Annotated in this window: 26 protein-coding genes; 11 read left to right on the top strand and 15 right to left on the bottom strand. The window is 57.5% G+C overall.

The features are described from left to right. Nucleotide 1: 1 nt before the first annotated feature. The 11 genes from E3O56_RS08765 to E3O56_RS08715 form a co-directional block, all read right to left on the bottom strand. Nucleotides 2–175 carry a hypothetical protein gene (locus E3O56_RS08765; RefSeq protein ID WP_248128102.1) on the bottom strand — a complete coding sequence of 58 codons (174 nt, stop codon included), beginning with the start codon at nucleotides 173–175 and terminating at the stop codon, nucleotides 2–4. A gap of 85 nt (nucleotides 176–260) precedes the next feature. Further along, complete coding sequence (locus E3O56_RS08760; RefSeq protein ID WP_122736075.1) at nucleotides 261–497, bottom strand: tail fiber assembly protein; 237 nt, start codon at nucleotides 495–497, stop codon at nucleotides 261–263. Nucleotides 498–508: 11 nt separating this feature from the next. Beyond that, complete coding sequence (locus tag E3O56_RS08755; RefSeq protein WP_148852481.1) at nucleotides 509–1,261, bottom strand: hypothetical protein; 753 nt, start codon at nucleotides 1,259–1,261, stop codon at nucleotides 509–511. Nucleotides 1,262–1,350: 89 nt separating this feature from the next. Next, complete coding sequence (locus E3O56_RS08750; RefSeq protein WP_032877511.1) at nucleotides 1,351–1,887, bottom strand: hypothetical protein; 537 nt, start codon at nucleotides 1,885–1,887, stop codon at nucleotides 1,351–1,353. Continuing rightward, on the bottom strand, nucleotides 1,884–2,522 hold the full coding sequence (locus E3O56_RS08745) for a phage tail protein I (RefSeq protein WP_078820421.1): 639 nt from the start codon (nucleotides 2,520–2,522) through the stop codon (nucleotides 1,884–1,886). Before E3O56_RS08745 ends, E3O56_RS08750 begins: the two co-directional genes overlap by 4 nt. Next, complete coding sequence (locus tag E3O56_RS08740; protein ID WP_248128101.1) at nucleotides 2,519–3,514, bottom strand: baseplate J/gp47 family protein; 996 nt, start codon at nucleotides 3,512–3,514, stop codon at nucleotides 2,519–2,521. The genes E3O56_RS08745 and E3O56_RS08740 overlap by 4 nt, the downstream gene beginning before the upstream one ends. Beyond that, nucleotides 3,511–3,843, bottom strand: a complete 333-nt coding sequence (locus E3O56_RS08735) for a phage baseplate protein (RefSeq protein WP_148852484.1) — start codon at nucleotides 3,841–3,843, stop codon at nucleotides 3,511–3,513. Before E3O56_RS08735 ends, E3O56_RS08740 begins: the two co-directional genes overlap by 4 nt. Nucleotides 3,844–3,852: 9 nt before the next feature. Continuing rightward, entirely contained in the window at nucleotides 3,853–4,464 is a 612-nt protein-coding gene (locus tag E3O56_RS08730; RefSeq protein ID WP_060767087.1) for a phage baseplate assembly protein V, read from the bottom strand. A gap of 3 nt (nucleotides 4,465–4,467) precedes the next feature. After that, nucleotides 4,468–4,983, bottom strand: coding sequence for a hypothetical protein (locus E3O56_RS08725; RefSeq protein WP_078820417.1), 516 nt, complete (start codon nucleotides 4,981–4,983; stop codon nucleotides 4,468–4,470). A gap of 23 nt (nucleotides 4,984–5,006) precedes the next feature. Further along, on the bottom strand, nucleotides 5,007–5,345 hold the full coding sequence (locus tag E3O56_RS08720; protein WP_005785384.1) for a phage holin family protein: 339 nt from the start codon (nucleotides 5,343–5,345) through the stop codon (nucleotides 5,007–5,009). A gap of 590 nt (nucleotides 5,346–5,935) precedes the next feature. Then, nucleotides 5,936–6,679 (bottom strand): XRE family transcriptional regulator, encoded by a 744-nt coding sequence (locus E3O56_RS08715; RefSeq protein ID WP_177327421.1) that lies wholly within the window; start codon nucleotides 6,677–6,679, stop codon nucleotides 5,936–5,938. Between the two features lie 233 nt (nucleotides 6,680–6,912). Here E3O56_RS08715 and E3O56_RS08710 point away from each other — a divergent pair, with 233 nt between their 5' ends. The 5 genes from E3O56_RS08710 (at nucleotide 6,913) to fdxA (ending at nucleotide 13,258) form a co-directional block, all read left to right on the top strand. Next, complete coding sequence (locus tag E3O56_RS08710) at nucleotides 6,913–7,401, top strand: type II toxin-antitoxin system antitoxin SocA domain-containing protein (RefSeq protein WP_248128100.1); 489 nt, start codon at nucleotides 6,913–6,915, stop codon at nucleotides 7,399–7,401. Continuing rightward, nucleotides 7,394–7,765 carry a hypothetical protein gene (locus E3O56_RS08705; RefSeq protein ID WP_248128099.1) on the top strand — a complete coding sequence of 124 codons (372 nt, stop codon included), beginning with the start codon at nucleotides 7,394–7,396 and terminating at the stop codon, nucleotides 7,763–7,765. The genes E3O56_RS08710 and E3O56_RS08705 overlap by 8 nt, the downstream gene beginning before the upstream one ends. A gap of 203 nt (nucleotides 7,766–7,968) precedes the next feature. Beyond that, nucleotides 7,969–9,912: an acyltransferase family protein gene (locus E3O56_RS08700; RefSeq protein WP_148852485.1), complete on the top strand. Its 1,944-nt coding sequence runs from the start codon at nucleotides 7,969–7,971 to the stop codon at nucleotides 9,910–9,912. A 288-nt stretch (nucleotides 9,913–10,200) separates the two neighbouring features. Next, entirely contained in the window at nucleotides 10,201–12,792 is a 2,592-nt protein-coding gene (mutS, locus tag E3O56_RS08695; RefSeq protein ID WP_032877521.1) for a DNA mismatch repair protein MutS, read from the top strand. A gap of 142 nt (nucleotides 12,793–12,934) precedes the next feature. Further along, on the top strand, nucleotides 12,935–13,258 hold the full coding sequence (gene fdxA / locus E3O56_RS08690; protein WP_003208688.1) for a ferredoxin FdxA: 324 nt from the start codon (nucleotides 12,935–12,937) through the stop codon (nucleotides 13,256–13,258). A gap of 462 nt (nucleotides 13,259–13,720) precedes the next feature. Here the strand turns inward: fdxA and apbC are convergent, their stop codons facing one another. Further along, nucleotides 13,721–14,815: an iron-sulfur cluster carrier protein ApbC gene (gene apbC, locus E3O56_RS08685; RefSeq protein ID WP_032877523.1), complete on the bottom strand. Its 1,095-nt coding sequence runs from the start codon at nucleotides 14,813–14,815 to the stop codon at nucleotides 13,721–13,723. A 172-nt stretch (nucleotides 14,816–14,987) separates the two neighbouring features. On the opposite strand from apbC, the gene metG reads away from it, so the two are divergent. From metG to E3O56_RS08665, 4 genes are all read left to right on the top strand, one after another. Continuing rightward, nucleotides 14,988–17,039, top strand: a complete 2,052-nt coding sequence (gene metG / locus E3O56_RS08680; protein ID WP_103733413.1) for a methionine--tRNA ligase — start codon at nucleotides 14,988–14,990, stop codon at nucleotides 17,037–17,039. Between the two features lie 87 nt (nucleotides 17,040–17,126). Next, nucleotides 17,127–18,095 (top strand): electron transport complex subunit RsxB, encoded by a 969-nt coding sequence (gene rsxB / locus E3O56_RS08675; RefSeq protein ID WP_032877526.1) that lies wholly within the window; start codon nucleotides 17,127–17,129, stop codon nucleotides 18,093–18,095. Nucleotides 18,096–18,153: 58 nt separating this feature from the next. Next, nucleotides 18,154–18,792 (top strand): endonuclease III, encoded by a 639-nt coding sequence (gene nth / locus E3O56_RS08670; RefSeq protein ID WP_032877527.1) that lies wholly within the window; start codon nucleotides 18,154–18,156, stop codon nucleotides 18,790–18,792. A gap of 107 nt (nucleotides 18,793–18,899) precedes the next feature. After that, nucleotides 18,900–19,079, top strand: a complete 180-nt coding sequence (locus E3O56_RS08665) for a hypothetical protein (RefSeq protein WP_005785279.1) — start codon at nucleotides 18,900–18,902, stop codon at nucleotides 19,077–19,079. Between the two features lie 82 nt (nucleotides 19,080–19,161). Here E3O56_RS08665 and E3O56_RS08660 read toward each other — a convergent pair whose 3' ends face one another. From E3O56_RS08660 to E3O56_RS08650, 3 genes are all read right to left on the bottom strand, one after another. Next, nucleotides 19,162–19,794 carry a response regulator transcription factor gene (locus E3O56_RS08660; RefSeq protein ID WP_005785278.1) on the bottom strand — a complete coding sequence of 211 codons (633 nt, stop codon included), beginning with the start codon at nucleotides 19,792–19,794 and terminating at the stop codon, nucleotides 19,162–19,164. A gap of 632 nt (nucleotides 19,795–20,426) precedes the next feature. Next, nucleotides 20,427–21,644, bottom strand: a complete 1,218-nt coding sequence (locus tag E3O56_RS08655; protein WP_005785276.1) for an argininosuccinate synthase — start codon at nucleotides 21,642–21,644, stop codon at nucleotides 20,427–20,429. A gap of 128 nt (nucleotides 21,645–21,772) precedes the next feature. Then, a complete protein-coding gene (locus E3O56_RS08650; protein ID WP_032877528.1) occupies nucleotides 21,773–22,681 on the bottom strand; it encodes an OmpA family protein in 909 nt (302 codons plus the stop codon). 156 nt (nucleotides 22,682–22,837) lie between these two features. Here E3O56_RS08650 and pyrC point away from each other — a divergent pair, with 156 nt between their 5' ends. Together pyrC and rnt are read left to right on the top strand one after the other, a co-directional pair. Further along, entirely contained in the window at nucleotides 22,838–23,884 is a 1,047-nt protein-coding gene (pyrC, locus tag E3O56_RS08645) for a dihydroorotase (protein WP_223017644.1), read from the top strand. Further along, nucleotides 23,881–24,552: a ribonuclease T gene (gene rnt / locus E3O56_RS08640; RefSeq protein WP_005785271.1), complete on the top strand. Its 672-nt coding sequence runs from the start codon at nucleotides 23,881–23,883 to the stop codon at nucleotides 24,550–24,552. Before pyrC ends, rnt begins: the two co-directional genes overlap by 4 nt. Nucleotides 24,553–24,617 lie beyond the last annotated feature (65 nt).

Below are 24,617 nucleotides of genomic sequence, written 5' to 3'. Positions count from 1 at the left end.
ATTATTCAGCCTTCTTGGGGGTGGAGTTGAGGACGCTGGTCAGTTCCAGGCGGCCAGCGATGCGCAGGGCGGATGCTTCGACGTCCAGCAGTTCCAGCTCCTCGCCGGCGGTAGACCAATGGCCGTTACCGATGGGGAATGGGATGAGGACGGTGTAGGTTTGGCGGGTGGGCATGGGTGGAAATCTCCGGGTGGAAAATGCCAAAGCCCCTGCGGGGAGGGGCTTGGGGGAGGCGAAAAAAAGCCGCTTTCGCGGTGGGTTATTTCAGAAAACCAGGTTTAGGAGGCCACACAACTGCATCAGGATCGCTGCCTTGATCAGGGATATCACGCAAGCCCTGACGGTAGGCCATAAATACAGGACGATCCTTATCCAGCATTGGATAGTCGGGCATGGCCGCATAATCACTGGCCGCCAAGTCAGCATCACGAGCTTTACGAATCAGTGTCCATTTAATCAGCGGGTGAATCTCAGCAAGTGCAAATTCAGGTTTCATCAGTATTTTCCTTAACCCAGAGCCAACATAGTTCCCCAATCGGATGGGTGAGTGACGACACCTGTACAGGCACCGCCAAGCATGACTTCAATTAGTCCACTATTAGAAGTACGCATAGGGTGAATATGCATATAGTGAGAAAAGAACCCTGTCGGTGGTACAGGCACAGCGCACCAGCGCCATTTACCCTTTTTGTTGCCGGTAGTCCATGTGCCGTCGACAGAACCCTCTACCACCCGAACAAAAGCAGCTATCGTCATATGAGTGTTGAGAGGCACAGGTGTTGTTCCGCTCAATCGTTCCATATCGACCGCACAAGGGAACGCAAGCCACGGACTGACATTGTCCTCCGACCATTTCATCTGCCAGACATGAATCGGGTTTCGCCAATACTCGGCTGAACTAATATCGAAATCAGGAAACTGCTCACGCACATCTGCCTGAACCTGGCGCATAAAATCGACGTCTGCCTGAGGGCGTCCCGCCGACTGAGCTACCTGAGTAATCGTTCGTGTTTTTGTCGCCGTGACTTGGGTATGAACATACCAGCCGTCAATCAGGTTGCCCGTCGCATCGGGAGCCATATGAAAGTTTTTTGTCATCGCCACTCTGGGTATATGGCGACTCAAACTCAAAAGCTGGTCTTCATACTTCCTCTGGGCATCTGCAAGGGCTTTGTCAATTTCCCCTACCTTACCCGCCACAGTATTCGTCAAGTTGTTTGCCGCGCTGACAACGGCGGCCAATTGCTGTTCAGTACTCAATGTTTGAGCTCCTTGTTTTACTGGTCATCCCTTAACGGCTTTCAATCAAGCCAACGTATTCCGTCCTCAGGGTCATTTGAAAGAGGCGGTTAAACTGTTCTCTCCTCCAGCGCCATCAGGCGAAATAGAACCCCGATACCCCGTGTCATATTGTCGATGCTCGCTGCCGAGAGTGAAGCCAGCTCTTCCGTTAGTAAGACATTGAGATTCTCAGTCCCCACCACTACTGTCACGCTATCCGCCGGCAAGGGCGATACATCCAACGTAAACTTCTGCAGCACCCGAGCCGCCGCCGCCTTATACGTCAGCAACTTCCCCGCCACGGAATACACCGCCAGCAAAGTCCCGCTTGCGAGGTAAAAACCGAACTCGCCAATCTCATATTCACCGTCGCCATCAAACAGCGCGGCCATCCTGAGTTGGCGCGCGCCCAGGTCTTCGTAATCGACGATGGCCACCCGTTGGCGCTCATCGCGCAAGGCTACCTCGCTACCGTCGGGGGTATAGCGGCCAGTGCCGGCGCCGATATGGGTGATTTCGCCTTTGAGGCCCTGGTTCTTTGCCTGCAGCACTTCATCCAAACCTTTGGAGGTGAAGCGCACCAGGCGCGTTATTTCATCTGTCATGGCTGCGCCCTGAGGTCGTAGTCGTTAATGGTGTAGTGCTGGGCAACCCCGGCACTGTTTAGCCGGGCAACCAGCGCCAATTCAGGCAGCGCGCCGTTCAGATAGAACTCGCCATCGCTTAAAGGGGCGTCGAGCACTTGCGTAAGCGCGAGCTGACCGTCGGTTTCATGCACGATGGTGATCGTCGCCTGATCGCGCTCACTCTTGGCCGCATTGATACGCCGGATCAGCCGGTTGTGATCGCCGCTGGACCAGCTGCGCCCGATGATCGCCTGTACGTCGAAGGTGTAAGGCACACCCAAGGGGCGCTGCTGATACCAGGCGCTGATGTTGGGGGTAAAACCCAGCGATTCCACCGCATGACTGAGTGCCTTGGGCGTGCCGGCCTGGCGCTGGATTTGCCAGGACAAGGCCACGGTCAGGCGCTTTTCCGCCTCGCTGGCCTCGGCATCCCATTCACTGACGCCGCGGTCGGCGGCCAGGTAAGGCAGGAATTCGCTGGGGGTTTGCAGCGGGTTCATCAACGCTGGAAACGGCGGTGTGACGCGCTCGAGCAATGTGCCGAAACCCAGGTCCAGCGCCTTTTCCAGCGGTGAACTGTTGGTCGGTAGTAAACTCGCTTTAGGCTCACTCATAGCGTGCGCACCTCCACCTCGACGCCCGTGCAATACGGGGCCTGGAACGCGGTGCTGACAATCGGCGCCAGCGGTTCCAGGATCTGCAGTTGCGCAGCTCCGGCACTGTGAATGGCGTAGTCGATCCAGCTGGGGTCGACCCGCCCTTCCAGCCGATGGCAGGACTCTGCGTAGTCTTGCAGCAGTTTCTGCGCCGCTACTTGGGTCAACCCCGAATCCGGGCCGGCGTTGATCTTGGCCACCACGCGAATCTTGTAAGGTTGAATCTGAGCGCCCTGGACGGTGACAAGATCGGTCTCCGGCCTTACATCCGGCCGTGCGAAATGTCGACGTACACCGTCAAGCAAGTCCGCGGACGGCGTGCCGTCGCCCTCGCGGGAAAGCACAGTGACCATGACTTCACCCGGTGCGGTGCGTCGAGCGTTGCCGTCCTTGACCTGGGCTGCATAGCCATCCGGATCGAAGGTGTAGATGACGCTCACCACTCCCGGCGTCGCGCTTTGCACTTTCACCGCCGGGCGCTCGCCAAGGGTGAACACTTCGCGGCGATACTGCATCCGCGAGCCGGCCGCCGGAGCATGGGGCGCCAGGTAGTAACGCAGGCGAGCGTCGTCGTCGCTTTCCAGGGTGGGCGGCACGGGCGGGAAAGCCGCCGGGTCGACAGGGTCGAGCACTTGGCGTTCCAGGCCCATGTCGGCCAGGCGCGCATCCAGGTTGCTGCCGGTAGCCCACCACGCCAGCATCTGCTTGATACGGGCGTTGTATTTGCGCTCGTGGGTTTGCAGGCGCACGCAAAACGCTTCCAGGGCCAGGGTCAGCAGTTCGCTTTCGTTGTCGAGGCTGGCCTTGAGTTTGGCCGCGCTTTGCGGCGCGCGGGTGGCGACGTGGTCGATGACAAACGTCTTGAACTCGGCCAGCAACGGTTCGAACTCATCCACCTTGATGATGGTCGGTTCCGCCAGTTGGTTCTGGCCGGGGATCAACATGCTCATGTCACGACCTCGAAGGTTTGTTGGCGGTTTTTCCAGGTACCGGCAAACCGCAGCAGCAGGCCGGCGCCTTGGCGAGTGGCGACGATGACCTGGGGGTCAAAATCGCTGATGCCGTTATGGGTGTTGTAGAACGCCTGGGCGGCATGGCTCTGGGCGAGAATCAGCAGGTCGTCGCCGAGGTTTTGCCCGAGCAACTGCGGGATCAGCGAGCCATACAACGGACGCTTTTGCCGGGTGCCCACGGGGGTGGTCAGCGCTCGGGTGGCGCGCTGCACAAATTGCAGCCAGTCATCGACGGCTGCGCCGGTGTTCCTCTCGATTCCGAGCATGGGATGTCCTTATCGGGGGCTGATGACGCGTCCTTGATGGTCCACTACCGGGCCGCTGAAGTGAGCTCCGCCAGCATCCAGCAACAGGCTGGTGCCGCCGATTTGCAAAGTGATGCTCTGGGCATTCATGGTCAGGCTGGCAGCGCCGACTTTAATGTCGACCTGTTCACGGGAGCCGCTGACGGTGGTTGGGCCGTTGGCCCAGTTGAAAGTATGGCTGGCGTCGTCGTAGTCGCTTTGGGTGCCGTCTTGATGGCGACGCCTGGTCAGCGTCGCAACGCTGGAGACTGGCGGAAAGCGATCACTGTTGAGGCCGAACAGCGCCACTGACTGCACGCCGCCCTCCCCGCCACCGTAGTTAAGCAACAGGCATTGCTCGCCCACCGTTGGAATGCGGGTTTCCGTTTGCGCACCGGCGCTGGGGTTGAAAAAGCGGATCGCCGGGGTCAGCAAATCACCGTGGCTGACCTTGCAAGTGTTGCTCGCCGCGTCGACCTGCTGGCAAATGCCAATCCGGCAGAAGCTTTCAGCGCGGCGGTAAAGGTCTTCGAGTTGGGTCTCCATCTCTGCCAGGCGTTCGACGATCGGTCCCAATTGCATGCGTAACAGCGCGTCGAACATGGGCTACTCCGCCAGTGGTTTGTATTGGGCTGGGTCGTCGATGTTGGAGACGTCCCAGGTGCAGGCAAACAGCGGCTGGCCTGTAGGATCTTCAAGTAACGGCGGCCCCAGATAGAGGGTTTGAGTGAAGGAAACCGTCCAGGTGTCGTAGTCCGCGTCAAGGGTGCTGCGCACAGCCGGAGCGGCGACGATATTTGCGGGCAAATCGCACTGTGCCTGGGGCAGGTCCCAACGGTTATCCAGCACAAGGTCCATGAGTTGGCTGGCCAGGTCGCAGGCATCGAACGGCAATGCCCCGGGGGCGACCATGGCCCTGAGTGAAATGCTCAGCACGTGAGCCTTGCGCCCTTCGCGAGAGCGAATGCCCGGGCCATTGCCTTCGACTGTGACCTGCACACCGGTTTTTTCAGTGTCGCCCTGGAAGTCCTGATGACTGCCGACCTTGAGGTCCGGGAAGGCTGCATGCAGCGCAGCGCCCACGGCCTGGGGCAGTTGGGATGGCTTTTCGATAAGCGTCATTTTATGTAGCGTCCTTGCAACGATTACTGCGGGTCCTGGCGGGAGCCTTGGTTGATCCCGATGCGCTTGGCCGCCCACCGCTCATAAAGGCCGATAGCCACGTCGGCACCGGCCATGGCGGTCAGGCAACCAATGGCGCCGGCGGTCCAGATCGACATCCCCGCTGCGTAGCACAGCATCAGAGCCGAAACCCCGCAGACCATGCACGCCCCGGAACGCAGGGCCAGGCGTCGGATCAGCGACCAACCGCGAGCCCCTTCCTTATCGGCGCGCCACATCTCGCCGGATACGCCACCGATCACGGCCAATACGATGACCAGCCAGATAGGCATTTCCGCTAACGCTTGCTGTTCATTTGTCATGTCACGCCTCCTGGCTGAGCATTTAATAATCCATATTTCATTTACAGATGCTTCGATAGGTAGGCATTCCAAAAAGCCCGGTTGCCCGGGCTTTTCAGTAATGCTGTCCTCGGACTTTCGGCGCTACTGGCGCGGTACGGTCCTTTCCTCGATGTTTTTCCGACCACGATCCCTGTCTGCCGGATAACTGCTTCTGGTGCTTTACGCTGCACACCCGGGTCAGTTGCCAACCCTCTGAACCGTCAAGGCCGGTTCATCGCTGCCTGTTTTTGAAGCGTTGAAACTAAAGAGCGTCGGCATCCTTGCCGGTGTTGCCTGGCATCCCTGCCATCGCTTCGATGGCGTCCTTGCCGATGTTGCGTGCCTTCCTTGTCTTCCTTGGCAGCATCCTTGCCACCTCCACCAGGCCTTGTTGGCTGGCTTGAGATGGAGAATATGCATGTATGCATATACAGTCAATGCATCAATGCATTTATTTTTGCTATGGAAATGCACAAATGCATTTAAGGCCTTGCCAGCATGGGGTTTGCCGGTTTTTTCGGGGCGAAAAAAAACCCGCTCATGGGCGGGTTTCGTCTTACGCGAGGGGGTTAGCGGGCGTACATGCCCCACCAGAAAACATGACCGAGGATGCTGATCTGCTCATCCTGGATATCCTGGAAGCTGTAGTCCTCATCCGGATGCTCATCACGGTTGAAACTGCGCAGGCGAATCCCGGAAGGCAGGCGGTAGAGCTGTTTAACTCGCAGCTGGCCGTTGTGATTGATGGCATACAGATCACCATCGACGATATCGCCAATGCCGCTTTTACCGGCGTTCACGCCAACCGTGGCGCCGTCGCGCAGTACCGGCAACATGCTGTTGCCGCGTACCGTCACGCACTTGGCCTGGTCGAACTGCACGCCGTTATGCCGCAGACTGCGCTTGCCGAACCGCAGGCTGGCCTTCTCGCTTTCCTCGATGACGAATCTTCCTGATCCAGCAGCCAATTCAACCTCGCGCAGAAAGGGGATCGACACCTCGTCATCATTGACGGGGGTGTCGTCGTCCCACAGGCTTATGTCCTTGAGTTCCGAATGCATCGGGTCGCGCCCGTCATCGCGCAAGGCTCCCACCGCAGCGCGCCCGCGCAGTTGGTCGGTGCTCACGCGAAAATACTCGGCGATACGGGAGATGTGTTTATCCGACGGATCAACGATCTTGCCGCTGAGGATCCGGGACAGTGTGGATTGAGGCACGCCGGTGCGCCGATGAAGCTCCGTGGGGGAGATCCGGTCGCGATCCAGCAGCTCTCTTAAGACGATAGAAACATTGCGTTTTTGCATAACGCGGATAGTGACGGGAGTTTTTAAGGTTGGCAAATGCTAATTTGCATATTTATGCATTAAACATCCAATTGTGTTTAGCCTGAAACAAAATACTGTATATCCAGACAGTTAAATACTCACTATTATTGCGAGCGCCTGAGGTAAGACGCGGCAAATGAACAGCCTCCCTTGCTTATCGACAATTCAGGGGCTATGTATAAAACTCGTCAATCACCTAGCCAGCAACGACGGAGGTGCTCATGGCTTATTCAGCGCTAGCTGTTGCTAACGCCTTCATTGAACGCGCGAAGGAAGGCAAGGTTTCGGGCCTGACCCCGATGAAGCTGCAGAAACTGCTGTTCTATACACAGTCCTGGCATTTGCGCGAGCGAGACCAGCCCCTGATGGATGACCACTTCGCCCGCTGGCTATATGGCCCGGTCATTCCGTCGCTTTACCATGAGCTGAAATCCTACGGTAATCGCCCGGTGACCTCACTGCTCAGCAACCTGAAGCCCGACGCCGAAGACATTGTCTTCGTTACACCGAGGGTTCCGGAGAGCGATACCTATACCCATCGTTTGATTGACCGGATCATTAACAAATACGGCAAATGGTCCGGCACCCAACTGTCCAACCTGTCCCACGAGGACGGCACAGCCTGGGCCCTCAAGGGCGCCGACGGCTCCGCCATAGACTGGGAAGACATGGCAGCACTCATTCACCCAAAGAGCCGTATCCGTGAGTGAAGAACTCGACAACCTGGAACTCACCCTGCCCCCCGTGGCAGGGCCTGACCAGGACTCCCAGGCCGGTGGCGAGCAAGCCATAGGCACCGACGATGAAAGAAGCCAAAACCTCAAAGACCAGAAAGCCGAACGGCAACTGCGCAAGAAGTATGCGGGGCGTGCGTTTTGGTTTGCTGCCTGCGGCGTGATCTTCTGGGCGGTCCTGCTGGTGTGGAATGGCTGGTCGACGTATTACTCGGGTAAAGCGCCGTTCTCGGAAAATGTATTGATTGCCATCACTACGGCGACTTCAATCAACTTGTTTGCGGCGTTTCTTGGGGTGATCAGAGGGTTGTTTCCGGCCAGTGGGCGTAGGTCCAAATAGTTTGGTCGTATTCGCGCCCGCATTCTCTCTATCCTGCATTGTTATATGAAAAGTCAGCTCATCATCTTCCTGGCACTGATCAGGTCGTTATTTTTTGCCTGCCTTATCCAGCAGCAATCCACAAACCTGACACACCCAGCATTCGCTTGTAGAATCCGCCTCGATATCAATTTGCCCCCGGCCACGCCGGAGAAAGGGACTTCATGCACAACAAAAACCTAAAATATCGGCCAGACATCGACGGGCTAAGGGCCGTTGCAGTACTGGCTGTGGTGGTCTATCACCTCAACAAGCTATGGATCCCTGGCGGCTTTGCTGGCGTGGACATCTTCTTTGTAATATCGGGGTTCCTCATAACCGGGATTGTTCACCGCCAATCAGCAAACGGCACCTTCTCATTTTCAGAGTTCTACCTACGGCGAGTTCGGCGAATTTTCCCCGCCGCTTTTCTGGTCACCTTCGTGACACTGGTGTTCGGTGCCGCCTTCATGCTCCCGGAGGATTTCTCCGGACTCGCAAAGTCGGCGTTAGCGGCAACCATCTCAGCTGCAAACATATATTTTTGGCTGTACCTGGATACAAGCTATTTCGCCGCATCCTCTGACACGATCCCCTTGCTGCACCTCTGGTCCCTTGGGGTTGAGGAACAGTTCTATCTGGTGTGGCCGGCGCTGATGATTATCGCCTTCAAGATCGGTGGAAGAAGACTTGTCATCATCACCGCATCTGTCTTGGCAATTGCCTCTTTTGCCATTAGCGAAGCATACGTATCAAAAGCGCCGACATTTGCTTATTACATGCTTCCATCGCGGGCCGGTGAGCTTCTGGCAGGCGGCCTGCTTTTCTTCCTGACGGATGCTTTCAAGGGCTCTGTTTCGAGAGTAATCAGAGAAATAGCCTCGGCTCTTGGCTTGATTCTCATCGTATGGTCGATGATTTTCCTTGACGAGAAAAAAGGCTTCCCAGGATTTATATCCCTGGTGCCGACACTCGGTGCCGTGCTGATTATTTTTGCTGGCGCGTACGGGAGCAGCATCGTCGGCCGCATTCTTTCACTTCGACCAATGGTTGCAATCGGCCTCGTTTCCTTCTCCCTGTACCTTTGGCACTGGCCTGTTTTGGCCTTCTACCGTTACGCCTACGGCGAGCCAGACGCTATGGGCATAGTAGGCTGCTCGGTAATAATGAGCGTGTGTGCACTGCTGGCGTATCGACTTGTTGAAAAGCCAATGAGAACTGCCGGTGAGAAAAAGGGCGTGAAGACTGGAGCAATACTTACCGCCGGCCTGCTGCTGATAGCGGTTTCAGCCAACCCATCGGTGCTTCAAAAAACCGTGAGTGGCGGCGATCAGCAAGAGCAAGCCATGAAGATGCAGGCCACCCCTCCTGCAGATATGCTATACGTCTGCCAGGGGTTCGGGAACGAGGCCGAGGCGCTCATGAATGACGACCGGTGCGTGATCGGTCCAAAGGGGCAAAAGCCGAAAATATTGATGGTAGGCGACTCTACGTCGTCTCACTTTGTCGGCGTGTTCAAACAAATTGCCGATAAGTATGGCGTTTCGATAAGAAACATTTCCCACCCAATCTGCCCAATCTTCCGAGGCGAAAAAAGCGACCCGTACATACCGGTAGGGAATGCGCAGTCCTGCCGTCAATTCAATGAGGTTGTTAGGGCCCACGCTGGGGAATATGAAACCATTGTGATCAATGGGATTTGGCCGACATACGCTGGGAAGTCTGCGAACTTCGAATCCGACATTGAAGCAATGATTAACGATTTTTCGGGGCAAAAGATTCTCATAGGAATGTCAGTTCCGATGTTCTCCAATGCTGATCCAAAGTGCTATGCAAAATCTCTGAGAATCCCTTTCATGGATTGCGAATCCAGAGCAGAAACGCCGTTTCACTTTGACTATGTAGAAAACACAGTTGTGCGGCAGGTGGCTCAAAAACATAAATCGGTATCTACATTCACCCTATTTGACGTGTTTTGTCACGACGACAAATGCTCGTCATATGTAGATGGCAAACCTGTGTTTTGGGACGGCTTTCACTTTAGTGGCGTCGGATCAGAGATAGTTGGATCAATGCTTGTTAAGTCAAACAGGATCCCTACAGAAATCAAAGACATCATGGTTAGGTAATGATAGGGAGGGGGCCGAAAACAGGCCCCTACAATTACAAAATAAGGGGACGCATTTATTTTCGATGAGGAATTCCGAGAGTGTCAGCGGGAGCAAGCTCCCTCGCCACAGGTATGATGGTGCTTCTTCAGTGATTAGTATTAGGGCGACACCGCTTTCGAGTTTTACCTTTCCGTTTGCGACCTGCGTCCCCTCCACCTCGCGTGTTAACCTTGCCGCCATCGCAAAAAATGCTGGGCCAAGCGCCCCCTTTGCCCCATCACTTTCAACGAATTTGCCTACTACCCAATGAGTAAAAACACTTCAGACCTGTCCTCCCACACCCCGATGATGCAGCAGTACTGGCGCCTGAAAAACCAGCACCCTGATCAGTTGATGTTCTATCGCATGGGCGATTTCTACGAGATCTTCTACGAAGACGCGAAGAAGGCCGCCAAGCTGCTGGACATTACCCTGACCGCGCGCGGGCAGTCGGCGGGGCAGTCGATTCCGATGTGTGGCATTCCTTATCACTCGTTGGAAGGCTACCTGGTCAAGCTGGTGAAGCTGGGCGAATCGGTGGTGATCTGTGAGCAGATCGGCGACCCGGCTACCAGTAAAGGGCCGGTGGAACGTCAAGTGGTGCGCATTATTACGCCGGGTACGGTGAGTGATGAAGCGTTGCTGGATGAGCGTCGCGATAACCTGATCGCTGCGGTGTTGGGCGATGAGCGTCTGTTCGGCCTGTCGGTGCTGGATATCACCAGCGGCAACTTCAGCGTGCTGGAGATCAAGGGCTGGGAGAACCTGCTGGCGGAGCTGGAGCGTATCAACCCGGTGGAGTTGTTGATCCCGGATGATTGGCCCAAGGACTTGCCGGCGGAGAAACGTCGTGGGACCAAGCGTCGTGCGCCGTGGGATTTCGAGCGTGATTCGGCGCTGAAAAGTCTGTGCCAGCAGTTCTCGGTGCAGGACCTTAAAGGCTTTGGCTGTGAAACGCTGACCCTGGCCATCGGCGCTGCTGGCTGCCTGCTCAGCTACGCGAAGGAAACCCAGCGCACCGCCCTGCCCCACTTGCGCAGCCTGCGTCATGAACGCCTGGACGATACCGTGGTGCTCGATGGCGCCAGCCGTCGCAACCTGGAATTGGATACTAACCTGGCCGGCGGGCGCGATAACACCCTGCAATCGGTGGTCGACCGCTGCCAGACCGCGATGGGCAGTCGCTTGCTGACTCGTTGGCTGAACCGTCCGCTGCGGGACTTGACCGTGCTGCAAGCGCGTCAAACCTCTATTACCTGCCTGCTCGATGGCTATCGCTTTGAAAAGCTGCAGCCGCAACTCAAAGAAATCGGTGATATCGAGCGTATCCTGGCGCGGATCGGCCTGCGCAATGCACGACCCCGCGACCTGGCGCGCCTTCGTGATGCCTTGAGCGCCCTGCCGCAGTTGCAACTGGCAATGACTGAGTTGGATACGCCTCACTTGCAACAGCTGGCGGTGACTGCCGGCACTTACCCGGACCTCGCGGCGCTGCTGGAAAAAGCCATCATCGACAACCCGCCCGCGATCATCCGTGATGGCGGCGTGTTGAAAACCGGCTACGACAGCGAGCTGGATGAGCTGCAGTCCCTGAGCGAAAACGCCGGCCAGTTCCTGATCGACCTGGAAGCCCGCGAAAAAGCCCGCACCGGTCTGGCTAACCTGAAGGTGGGCTACAACCGCGTGCATGGCTACTTTATTGAGTTGCCGAGCAAGCAAGCGGAGTCGGCGCCTATCGATTATCAACGCCGCCAGACGCTCAAGGGTGCCGAGCGTTTTATCACCCCAGAGCTCAAGGAGTTCGAAGACAAGGCGCTGTCAGCCAAAAGCCGCGCCCTGGCCCGGGAAAAGATGCTTTACGAAGCCTTGCTCGAGGATTTGATCAGCCGTTTGGCGCCATTGCAGGACACTGCGGCCGCCCTGGCGGAGCTGGATGTACTGAGCAACCTCGCCGAACGAGCGCTGAACCTTGACCTGAACTGCCCACGGTTTGTCAGCGAGCCATGCATGCGCATTGTGCAAGGTCGCCACCCGGTGGTGGAGCAGGTATTGACCACGCCGTTCGTCGCCAACGACCTGTCGCTGGACGACGATACCCGCATGTTGGTGATCACCGGTCCGAACATGGGTGGTAAATCCACCTATATGCGCCAGACCGCGTTGATTGTGTTGTTGGCCCATATCGGCAGTTTTGTGCCGGCGGCCAGTTGCGAGCTGTCCCTGGTGGACCGCATCTTCACGCGGATCGGCTCCAGTGATGACCTGGCGGGTGGCCGCTCGACCTTTATGGTGGAAATGAGCGAGACCGCCAACATCCTGCACAACGCTACCGAGCGCAGTCTCGTGCTGATGGACGAAGTGGGTCGCGGCACCAGCACCTTCGACGGCCTGTCCCTGGCTTGGGCGGCGGCCGAACGCCTGGCGCATTTGCGCGCTTATACACTGTTTGCCACGCACTACTTCGAACTCACGGTGTTGCCGGAAAGCGAGCCACTGGTGGCCAACGTGCATCTCAATGCCACCGAGCACAATGAGCGCATCGTGTTCCTGCACCATGTGCTGCCAGGGCCGGCGAGCCAGAGCTATGGCTTGGCCGTAGCACAGTTGGCCGGCGTGCCGAATGACGTGATTACTCGCGCCCGCGAACACCTCAGCCGCCTGGAAACCACAGCCCTGCCCCATGAAACCGTGGTCGCCAGCCCTGCCAAGGCCAGCAAGAAACCCGCCGCGCCGCACCAGAGCGATATGTTCGCCAGCCTGCCCCATCCGGTGCTGGATGAGTTGGCAAAGCTTGATCTGGATGACTTGACGCCGCGTAAAGCGCTCGAAATGTTATATGCACTGAAGACTCGGATATAACGCAGACGCTTGCAAGCTGATAGAATCTCGCGCGGTTTGGGATGCTGCGGGCTTTTAGCCTGGTCCGCAGACTATCGCTCTCAAACCTCGCGAACCCCACCACAAGGGGTTTCGCTGCCGCCGCCTGAGGAGAAAATTAGAAATGACCTTCGTCGTCACCGACAACTGCATCAAGTGCAAGTACACCGACTGCGTAGAAGTGTGTCCGGTGGACTGCTTCTACGAAGGCCCGAACTTCCTGGTTATTCACCCGGATGAGTGCATCGACTGCGCCCTGTGTGAACCAGAATGCCCGGCCGTCGCGATTTTCTCCGAGGACGAAGTGCCTGCGGAGATGCAGGAGTTTATTCAGCTGAACGTCGAGTTGGCGGAAATCTGGCCGAATATCACCGAGCGCAAAGACCCGATGCCCGATGCAGCGGAGTGGGATGGCAAAAAAGGTAAGATTGCAGACCTCGAACGCTGATAGCGTCGCCGCCCCCAAAAGGCCCCTTGCGGGCCTTTTTGCGTTTCTGATGGGAGCGTTTTTACTTTTCTACAGGCGAAAAAAGGGGCGGTATGACCCGCCCACATTTTTTCCCTAGTCCCTGTATTCCTTTTCATCATCCTGATGAATCGCATCCTGCGACGTTCCTTCAAACCATCGTTCCTTGATGGCTGTGTCAATCCGTGGACACAGGGCTGATGTTAGAGGGTTCGAAGATAAGTTCAACGCGACCCGGTTCGATCGACTGGCACGCTCTGACACCTAAACACAGATAAATAAGTCTTGTTTTTCAATGAGATGAAAAAAGTCTCAAAAAAATCGAGACGTCCATGCATGATAAAAAAACCGATCGCTTACGCAAAGGTAAGCAAATGCTTACACGCACAATTGCGGAAAAGGGCAATAAGCCTCATTACCCCCACCGCTTACTGTTGAAAGGCATCAGTCGTCACTGACAGTAATGGTCGGCATCGCCGGCGCAGCAGCTTCCTGCAAGACAATTCTCGCGCCGACATGCCGGGCCAGTTCCTGGTAGATCATCGCGACCTGCCCGTCCGGTTCGGACGCCACGGTTGGTTTGCCACCATCTGCCTGTTCACGAATGCCCATCGCCAGCGGCAACGAAGCGAGCAGCTCGACACCGTATTGGGTCGCGAGCTTTTCGCCCCCACCTTCACCGAACAGATGCTCGGCGTGACCACAGTTGGAGCAGATGTGCACCGCCATGTTTTCCACGACGCCGAGCACCGGGATATTGACCTTGCGGAACATCTCGACGCCTTTCCTGGCGTCCAGCAGCGCGAGGTCCTGAGGCGTGGTGACGATCACCGCACCGGCCACCGGCACTTTTTGCGCCAGGGTCAGCTGGATGTCGCCGGTGCCTGGCGGCATGTCGATCACCAGGTAATCGAGGTCGCCCCAGGCGGTCTGTGTGACCAATTGCAGCAACGCCCCGGAAACCATCGGCCCGCGCCAGACCATCGGCGTGTTGTCATCGGTAAGAAAGGCCATGGACATCACTTCCACACCGAGCGACTCGATGGGTACAAACCATTTCTGATCCTTGACCTTCGGCCGCGTGCCTTCGGCGATGCCGAACATCACGCCTTGGCTTGGGCCGTAGATATCGGCGTCGAGAATCCCCACCCGCGCGCCTTCGCGGGCCAGGGCCAGGGCCAGGTTGGCCGCGGTGGTGGATTTGCCCACGCCACCCTTGCCGGAGGCCACCGCCACCACGTTCTTGACGTTGGCCAGGCCCGGGATCTGCGCCTGGGCCTTGTGCGGGGCGATCACGCATTGGATATCGACCTTGGCCGAACCCACGCCGTCGATGCCCTCAATGGCCATTTGGAGCATCTGCGCCCAGCCGCGTTTGAACAAGCCTGCGGCATAGCCCAGTTGCATCTGTACCGACACCTGGTCGCCCTGGACCTCGATGCTGCGCACACAACCGGCACTGACCGGGTCCTGGTTCAAATAAGGGTCGGTGTACTGGCGAAGAACGGCTTCCACCGCTGCGCGATTGACGGCGCTCATGGGCTACTCCCGAAAAAAGACTGACTGAAACAGGCGGCTATCCTAACCGTTCCGGCGGTTGAACGGCACGCTTTCGAGGTTCCGGAAGATTCTGAAACAGCGTCACGGGGTGAAATAAATTTCCCGGCGCTTTATAGTGGCCGACCTCCGTTTCATCAAGTAGCCGAGCCCCATGTCCGAGCCACGCAAGATCCTCGTCACCAGCGCCCTGCCCTATGCCAATGGTTCCATCCATCTTGGCCATATGCTTGAGTACATCCAGACCGATATGTGGGTGCGCTTCCAGAAGCATCGCGGCAATCAATGCATTTATGTCTGCGCGGACGACGCCCACGGTTCGGCCATCATGTTGCGCGCCGAAAAGGAAGGTATCACCCCGGAACAACTGATCGCCAACGTGCAGGCTGAACACAGCGCCGACTTTGCCGAGTTCCTGGTGGACTTCGACAACTTCCATTCGACCCACTCCGACGAAAACCGCGAGTTGTCGAGCCAGATCTACCTGCGGTTGAAGGAAGCCGGGCACATCGACCAACGTTCGGTGACCCAGTATTTCGACCCGGAAAAGAAGATGTTCCTGGCCGACCGCTTCATCAAGGGCACCTGCCCCAAATGCGGCACCGAAGACCAGTACGGCGACAACTGCGAAAAATGCGGCGCGACCTACGCACCGACCGACCTGAAGGATCCCAAGTCGGCGATCTCCGGTGCCACTCCGGTGCTCAAGGACTCGCAGCACTTCTTCTTCAAGCTCCCGGATTTCCAGCAAATGCTGCAAACCTGGACGCGCAGCGGTACCTTGCAGGACGCCGTGGCCAACAAACTCTCCGAATGGCTCGACAGTGGCCTGCAGCAGTGGGACATCTCCCGCGACGCGCCATACTTCGGCTTCGAGATCCCGGGCGAGCCGGGCAAGTACTTCTATGTATGGCTGGACGCGCCGATCGGCTACATGGCCAGCTTCAAGAACCTGTGCGACCGCACCCCGGAGCTGGACTTCGACGCGTTCTGGGGCAAGGACTCCACTGCCGAGCTGTACCACTTCATCGGCAAGGACATCGTCAACTTCCACGCGCTGTTCTGGCCGGCGATGCTTGAAGGCTCGGGCTACCGCAAGCCGACCGGCATTGCCGTGCACGGCTACCTGACGGTGAACGGGCAGAAAATGTCCAAGTCCCGTGGCACCTTTATCAAGGCGCGCACCTACCTGGACCACCTGTCGCCTGAATACCTGCGCTACTACTACGCATCCAAGCTGGGCCGGGGTGTCGACGACCTGGACCTGAACCTGGAAGACTTCGTACAGAAGGTCAACTCGGATCTGGTGGGTAAAGTCGTCAACATCGCCAGCCGTTGCGCCGGTTTTATCCACAAGGGCAACGCCGGTGTACTGGTAGCCGAGAACGCCGCACCGGAACTGACCGACGCCTTCCTGGCCGCCGCACCAAGCATCGCCGACGCCTATGAGGCCCGCGACTTCGCCCGCGCCATGCGCGAAATCATGAGCCTGGCCGACCGTGCCAACGCCTGGATCGCCGACAAGGCCCCGTGGTCGCTGAACAAGCAGGAAGGCAAGGAAGCTGAGGTTCAGGCTATCTGCGCCACCGGCGTCAATCTGTTCCGCCAGTTGGTGATCTTCCTCAAGCCGGTGCTGCCATTGCTGGCCGCCGATGCCGAGGCGTTCCTGAATGTGGCGCCGCTGACCTGGAACGATCACGCCACCTTGCTCGGTAATCATCAGTTGAACGCGTTCAAGCCCTTGATGACCCGCATTGACCCGGTGAAAGTCCAGGCCATGACCGATGCTTCGAAGGAAGACCTGGTCGCCAGCCAGACCGATACCGGCCAATCTGCGCCTGCGGGCAATGGCGAACTGGCCAAGGACCCGATTTCTCCGGAAATCGATTTCGACGCCTTTGCCGCCGTGGACCTGCGCGTAGCACTGATTATCAAGGCCGAAGCCGTGGAGGGCGCCGACAAGTTGCTGCGCCTGACATTGGATATCGGTGACGAACAGCGCAACGTGTTCTCCGGGATCAAGAGCGCTTACCCGGACCCGTCCAAGCTCGATGGGCGCCTGACCATGATGATCGCCAACCTCAAGCCACGGAAAATGAAGTTTGGCATTTCCGAAGGCATGGTGATGGCGGCGGGCCCTGGCGGCGAAGAAATCTACCTGCTGAGCCCCGACAGCGGCGCCAAGCCGGGCCAACGCATCAAGTAATTCCTGCAAAATGCCCCGCTGTTGCCACGGCGGGGCTTTTCAGCTTGCCCACCTCCCTGGGCCGGGCGTTAACGCTATGATCACAGCATGAACCTCATTCAACGTATCGACGCGCTGCTGCCGCAGACTCAATGCGGCAAGTGCGGGCACCCGGGTTGCAAGCCTTATGCAGAAGGCATCGCCAGGGGCGAGGCCATCAACAAGTGCCCGCCCGGTGGGCAGGAAACTATCGCCGGGCTTGCGCAACTGCTACACCTGCCAGTGCTGGACTTGGACACCAGCCGCGGGGAAGCGCCCGCGCAGATTGCCTATATCCGTGAGGCCGAATGCATCGGTTGTACCAAATGCATCCAGGCTTGCCCGGTGGACGCCATTGTGGGCGCCGCCAAGCTGATGCACACCGTGATTACCGACGAGTGCACCGGTTGCGACCTCTGTGTCGCCCCCTGCCCCGTCGACTGTATCGAGATGCGTGCGCTCGCTGACGTACTGCCTATCGTGGGCGGCTTGGCAGGCACCGATGACGAGCGGCGTGAACGCGACCTCAAACGTGATCGGGCGCGACGGCGTTTCGAACAACGCAACGCCCGCCTGCAACGTGAGGAAGCCTGCAAGCTCGCCGAACGCCTGACACGGGCCAAACGCGCAGCTGCGGTGGAAACGACACAGGTCAATAATCATCAGGCCGCTCAGGACGCCGCGATCAAGCAGGCCAAAATCAGCGTCACCATGAGTCGCGCTCAATTGCACAAATCGTTGAAGGCGTTTGGGCATCCCCCGACCTTTGAGCAACAGTCGCAATTGATTATGCTGCAACGGCAGTTCGAGGCTTGCGAACAGGCGCTTGCCGCGCTGGAGGCCAACAGTGCGCCGCCGACAACGCCCCCCAAGAGCGCCGACCTCAAGCGTGCAAAAATCCAACTGGCCATGCGCCGAGCCGAGTTGAAAAAGGCCCAGGCCGAGCAGGCTGGCGAGCAGCAACTGGCAGCCTTGAGCGCTGCGTTGAACGCCGCCGAGCAGACGCTGCAGGATGCCGAGGCCAACACCGACGCCTGAACCTGCGCTTTGCATTGCTAACATCACGTCGACCGCCAGCAAGGAAACGTCCGCCCCTATGAATGCCGCAAAACGCCTGGAAATCTTCCGCAGGTTTCATGAAGACAATCCGGAACCGAAAACCGAACTGGCCTACTCCTCCCCTTTCGAATTACTGATTGCGGTGATCCTGTCAGCCCAATCCACGGACGTCGGTGTCAACAAGGCCACGGCGAAGCTGTATCCCGTGGCCAATACCCCGGCCGCGATTTACGCCCTGGGTGTGGAAGGTTTGTCCGAGTACATCAAGACCATCGGCCTGTATAACAGCAAGGCCAAGAATGTGATCGAAACGTGCCGCCTGCTGGTAGAGCTGCATGGTGGTGAAGTCCCGAAAACGCGCGAAGCCCTGGAAGCCTTGCCAGGGGTGGGCCGCAAAACGGCCAACGTGGTACTCAATACCGCATTCCGGCAGTTGACCATGGCTGTGGATACGCACATCTTCCGGGTCAGTAACCGAACCGGCATTGCGCGGGGCAAAAATGTGGTCGAGGTGGAAAAGCAACTGATGAAGTTCGTGCCCAAGCCGTATTTGCTCGACTCCCATCATTGGCTGATCCTGCATGGGCGCTACGTTTGCCAGGCTCGCAAGCCCCGCTGCGGCAGCTGTCGCATCGAAGATCTGTGTGAATACAAGGACAAGACGTCCGACGATTGAGCGACCATTGATTTTTTTGATCAGTCGATTGAAAAAATCTTTTTTACCCGTTCGCAGATTATCGCTATAAGGAGCCCCAATGGCAGTCTTAGCCCGGAGTTAATCTTATGAGCGCTGGCAAAGAACAACTGGAAGTGGAAGACGACCTCGCTGAGTCGGATGAGGACGCGGTAGAGACACCTGTAGAGGTAGCCAAGACCAATTTGAGCAAACGTCGCACTATCGACAATCTTCTGGAAGAGCGACGCTTGCAAAAACAGCTGGCCGATTACGACTTCGATCTGTGATCGATGCGTGAACGACCGGAAGCCTCCCTGACGGAGGCTTTTTTCTGCCGGATACACGGGTTTTGAGCGGTGCAACGTCCTCCTACACCAAGCCGTTGCGCTGGGCCAACTCGATCAGGTCCACAAGGGAGCGGGCATTGAGCTTGAGTAGCAGGCGAGTCTTGTAGGTACTGACGGTTTTGTTACTGAGGAACATGCCGTCGGCAATCTCCTTGTTGGTTTTGCCACGTGCCAGTTGCTGCAGCACCATCATCTCTCGCCCCGACAAGCGTTCAACCATTTCAGCTTCGCTGGCGTTGCCCATGGTTGAACGCACTGAATTGAGCGCCTGGTTCGGGAAGTAGCTGTAGCCGGAGAGCACCGCCTTGATGGCGCTCAACAACTCGGTAAGATCCTGCTGCTTGCAGACATAGCCGGCCGCCCCTGCCTGCATGCAGCGCATGGAAAAATGGCCAGGGGCCTGGGACGTCAGCACCAGCACCTTGAACGATATGGCTTGCTTGGTTGAAGCCAACCGGCAAATCACCTCCAGGCCGTCGAGCTTGGGGATTCCGATATCCAGTATCACAATATCCGGCATGTGTTCCCGTGCAAGTTGCAACGCATCGACACCGTTATCGGTCTCGGCAACGACCTCATAACCATGACGCTCCATTAGCATGCGCACAGCAAGACGAATGACGGGATGATCATCCACGATCAGCACTTTATTCATGAGAAAGTCCAATTTCGCTGTTCGAATTATTTAGAGCAAACACAATAGCCTAGTCGATTACTAGTTGGCATAGCATTCCACCCCGAGCAACGGCAGGGAGAGACCCAACCCACAGGAAGATAGGAATTAGCCTACAAAAAATCGCAAACTTAGATGTATAGGGCTTTATGGATGCTTTCAGACTTTTCTCGACGCGCACATATTTTGAGTGAAATGTCCTTGGCATAAGCCTATGAAGGTAAACGCACCGCACAAGACTTTCAGGAAATACCCCTTGCCTGGAGCCTGGCTGCACGCAGAACGACAAGGAAAGCCCGTCTGTATTAGTTCCATTTAACATATTTATAGATTTCCATAATTCCTACAGAAGATTCAACGAATAACCTCGCTATTGCAGTTACATGAGTGAATTTTCTGTCAGACATAGTTCCTCAGCAGATGTAAAAAATCATTCAGCGTTAAAAACAAAGCGCAAAAAAGTAAAACAACCAGTAAAGTTTCAGAAAAAACACACTCAAGCACCCGCTAAACACTGATAAACATCATTGCCCTATTTATGTTCATCCAATAATAAACAAGCAAAAAAAATGGCCCCTTGGATAAGGGGCCATTTTTCACAACCGAGGCAACACTCAGAACAACGAGCGCCCCTTGTTGGCAGCAATCCGCATACGCAGGGCGTTCAGCTTGATGAAGCCCGCCGCATCCGCCTGGTTATAGGCGCCACCGTCTTCTTCAAACGTCGCAATGTTGGAGTCGAACAGCGACTCATCGGATTTACGACCCGTGACGATCACGTTGCCCTTGTAGAGTTTCAGGCGCACAACGCCGTTCACGTGGGCCTGGGAGGCGTCGATCATCTGTTGCAGCATCAGACGCTCAGGGCTCCACCAGTAACCGGTGTAGATCAGGCTGGCGTACTTGGGCATCAGCTCGTCTTTAAGGTGGGCGACTTCACGGTCCAGGGTGATGGATTCGATGGCACGGTGAGCACGCAGCATGATGGTGCCGCCCGGGGTTTCATAGCAGCCGCGGGACTTCATGCCCACATAGCGGTTCTCGACGATGTCGAGACGGCCGATACCATGCTGGCCACCGATACGGTTGAGGGTCGCCAGCACGGTGGCCGGAGACATTTCAACGCCGTCCAACGCGACGATGTCGCCGTTGCGGTAAGTCAGTTCCAGATACTGTGGCTTGTCTGGAGCGTTCTCCGGGGAGACGGTCCATTTCCACATGTCTTCTTCGTGCTCGGTCCAGGTGTCTTCCAGCACGCCGCCCTCATAGGAGATGTGCAGCAGGTTGGCGTCCATCGAGTACGGCGACTTCTTCTTGCCATGACGCTCGATCGGGATCGCGTGCTTTTCAGCGTAATCCATCAGCTTTTCACGGGAGAGCAGGTCCCATTCACGCCAAGGGGCGATCACTTTTACCCCTGGCTTGAGTGCATAGGCACCCAGTTCGAAACGCACCTGGTCGTTGCCCTTGCCAGTGGCGCCGTGGGAAATGGCATCAGCGCCGGTTTCGTTGGCGATCTCGATCAGACGTTTGGCGATCAGCGGACGTGCGATGGAGGTACCCAGCAGGTACTCACCTTCGTAGACAGTGTTGGCGCGAAACATCGGGAATACGAAATCGCGGACGAACTCTTCGCGCAGGTCGTCAATGTAGATCTCTTTCACGCCCATGGCTTGCGCCTTGGCACGTGCAGGTTCGACCTCTTCGCCCTGACCCAGGTCAGCGGTGAAGGTCACCACCTCACAGTTATAAGTATCCTGCAGCCACTTGAGGATCACCGAAGTGTCCAGGCCGCCGGAATACGCGAGAACGACCTTGTTTACGTCGGCCATGCCATCACTCCACGGGGTTGTACGGAAAGGCAACGATTCTACCGATCAAAACCGCGAAATTACAGGGGCGCGACAGCAAATGAAGATAAAGCGACAGATTATGTCGAGTGGGCGACCGATGGTCGCACCTACGAGGTAGCCGCCGGGTTGCTCGGTACCGTGGCTTGGGATGCCGGTTTCTCGGGGGCAGCGACCCGCTCAAGCTGGATATTCACACGGCGGTTGCGGGCGCGGTTGGCGGCACTGGTGTTGGGTGCCAGAGGGTAGCTCTCGCCGTGGAAACGCAGGGTGATCTGCGATTCCTGAATGCCATTGGCCTTGAAGTAATCCATCACCGCCAGGGCGCGGCGGCGCGAGACGTCGCGATTGGTCAGGCGATTGCCACTGTTATCCGAGTGGCCGTTCAACTCGACATGATTGACGGTAGGGTCGGCCTTCATGAACGCAAGAATCACAGACAGCTTCTTCCTGGCGGCAGCGTCCAGCTCAATGCCGCCACCGGGGAATCCGACTTCAGTCTGCTTGACCTGATCGTAATTCATGGGCAACAGCTTGGCAGTGCACGACTGATAGTCGCTGTAAGCCTTGCTGAACCTCACCGGCAGCAGACGCACCTCCGAGTACCCGCCCTCGCGCGCGTAATGCCGTACGGTCGGGCTGCGCCCCTCAAGCAATCCAGTGAACAGGCGCCCGGCCTGGGCCTGGGAGCTATTGAACAGTACGTCGCCACTGCCGACACGTACCGCCCCGAGGTTGATATCGCCTCGGCCCGGCTGCCAGGGCGCAGCGGCGGCCAACAAGGTTGCCGAGCCTGCGCCAAACGCACCGTTGTAGGCTTTCAGGCGAAACGTCGCCTGCTCGCCGGCCCGGCGCACGAACTCCCCGGAACCAAAGTCGGTGATCGGCTGCGTCAGGCGGCACTCGAACTGGTCGCCCTCTACCTTCCACTCAATATTCTCCAGACGGGTCTGGAACGTGAGGGCCATAGCGGGCAGGCTGGCGAACACACTGAGCAGGGCTAGATAATGCTGGCGCACGGGAGGCTCCACTGGTTTCTACAACACTTCAAAGCGTCATACATCGTTAGGGCATACCCGGGGATATCGGTCGCATCCGGCAAAACTTGATAGCGAGTGCCTGCAAGAGTCTTTTCCGGTAGCATTCCCACCAGATTGACCCGCCTGGAATCCCCAATGTCCGACCGCCTGACCCTGCTGCGTCCCGACGACTGGCATATTCATCTTCGCGATGGTGCTGCGTTACCCCAAACCGTGGCCGATGTGGCGCGCACGTTTGGCCGTGCCATCATCATGCCTAACCTGGTACCTCCGGTGCGCAATGCCGCAGAAGCCGACGCCTATCGCCAGCGTATTCTCGCTGCACGACCGGCCGGCAGCCGCTTTGAACCGTTGATGGTGCTCTACCTGACCGACCGCACCCAGCCTGAAGAGATTCGCCAGGCCAAGGCTAGCGGCTTCGTACACGCTGCCAAGCTCTATCCGGCCGGCGCGACCACCAACTCTGATTCCGGCGTGACCAGTATCGACAAGATCCTGCCGGCGATCGAAGCCATGGCCGAAGTTGGTATGCCGTTGCTGATCCATGGGGAAGTGACCCGTGGCGATGTGGACGTGTTCGATCGCGAGAAAATCTTTATCGACGAACACATGCGTCGTGTGGTCGAGTTGTTCCCGACTTTAAAGGTAGTGTTCGAGCACATCACCACCGCCGATGCCGTGCAGTTCGTCACCGAAGCTTCGGCTAACGTTGGCGCGACCATCACCGCTCACCACCTGCTCTACAACCGCAACCACATGTTGGTGGGCGGAATTCGGCCGCACTTCTATTGCCTGCCGATCCTCAAGCGCAACACTCACCAGGTGGCACTGCTGGATGCCGCCACCAGCGGCAGCCCGAAGTTCTTCCTGGGCACCGACTCGGCGCCCCACGCCCAGCACGCCAAGGAAGCCGCATGCGGTTGTGCCGGATGCTACACGGCGTTTGCCGCCATCGAGCTGTATGCCGAAGCATTCGAACAGCGCAATGCCCTGGACAAACTCGAAGGTTTTGCCAGCCTCAATGGTCCGCGTTTCTACGGCCTGCCGACGAATACCGACCGCATTACCCTGGTCCGTGAAGATTGGACCGCCCCCGCCAGCCTGCCGTTTGGCGAGCTGACCGTTATCCCGCTGCGCGCCGGTGAAACACTGCGCTGGCGCCTGCTGGAGGAAAGCAAGTGAGTGAAGACCATTACGATGACGAACAAGAGCACAGTGGCGGCGGCTCGCGCCACCCGATGGCCGAGCGTTTTCGCGGTTATCTGCCGGTTGTCATCGACGTAGAAACCGGTGGCTTCAACTGCGCCACCGACGCCCTGCTGGAAATCGCCGCAACCACCATCGGCATGGACGAACAGGGTTTCGTGTTCCCGGAACACACCCACTTCTTCCGTGTCGAGCCGTTCGAAGGCGCCAATATCGAAGCCGCGGCCCTGGAGTTCACCGGGATCAAGCTCGACCACCCGCTGCGCATGGCCGTCAGTGAAGAAGCAGCACTGACCGATATCTTCCGTGGCGTGCGCAAGGCGCTGAAGGCCAATGGCTGCAAACGCGCGATCCTGGTCGGCCATAACAGCAGCTTCGACCTGGGCTTCCTGAATGCCGCCGTGGCGCGCCTGGACATGAAGCGCAACCCGTTTCACCCGTTCTCAAGCTTCGACACTGCCACCCTTGCAGGCCTGGCGTATGGCCAGACCGTACTGGCCAAAGCCTGCCAGGCAGCGGGTATCGACTTTGATGGTCGTGAAGCCCACTCGGCGCGCTACGACACCGAAAAGACCGCCGACCTGTTCTGTGGCATCGTCAACCGCTGGAAACAGATGGGTGGCTGGGAAGACTTCAACGACTGAGCCTGCACCGCCCCTCCCATAAAAAAACCGGCCTTTTCAGGCCGGTTTTTTTGTACCTCGACGCA

This window comes from Pseudomonas sp. W2Aug9 (assembly GCF_023127755.1).
GTDB classification, from domain to species: Bacteria; Pseudomonadota; Gammaproteobacteria; order Pseudomonadales; family Pseudomonadaceae; genus Aquipseudomonas; species Aquipseudomonas synxantha_A.
This window is presented reverse-complemented; position numbering and strand designations above follow the sequence as displayed.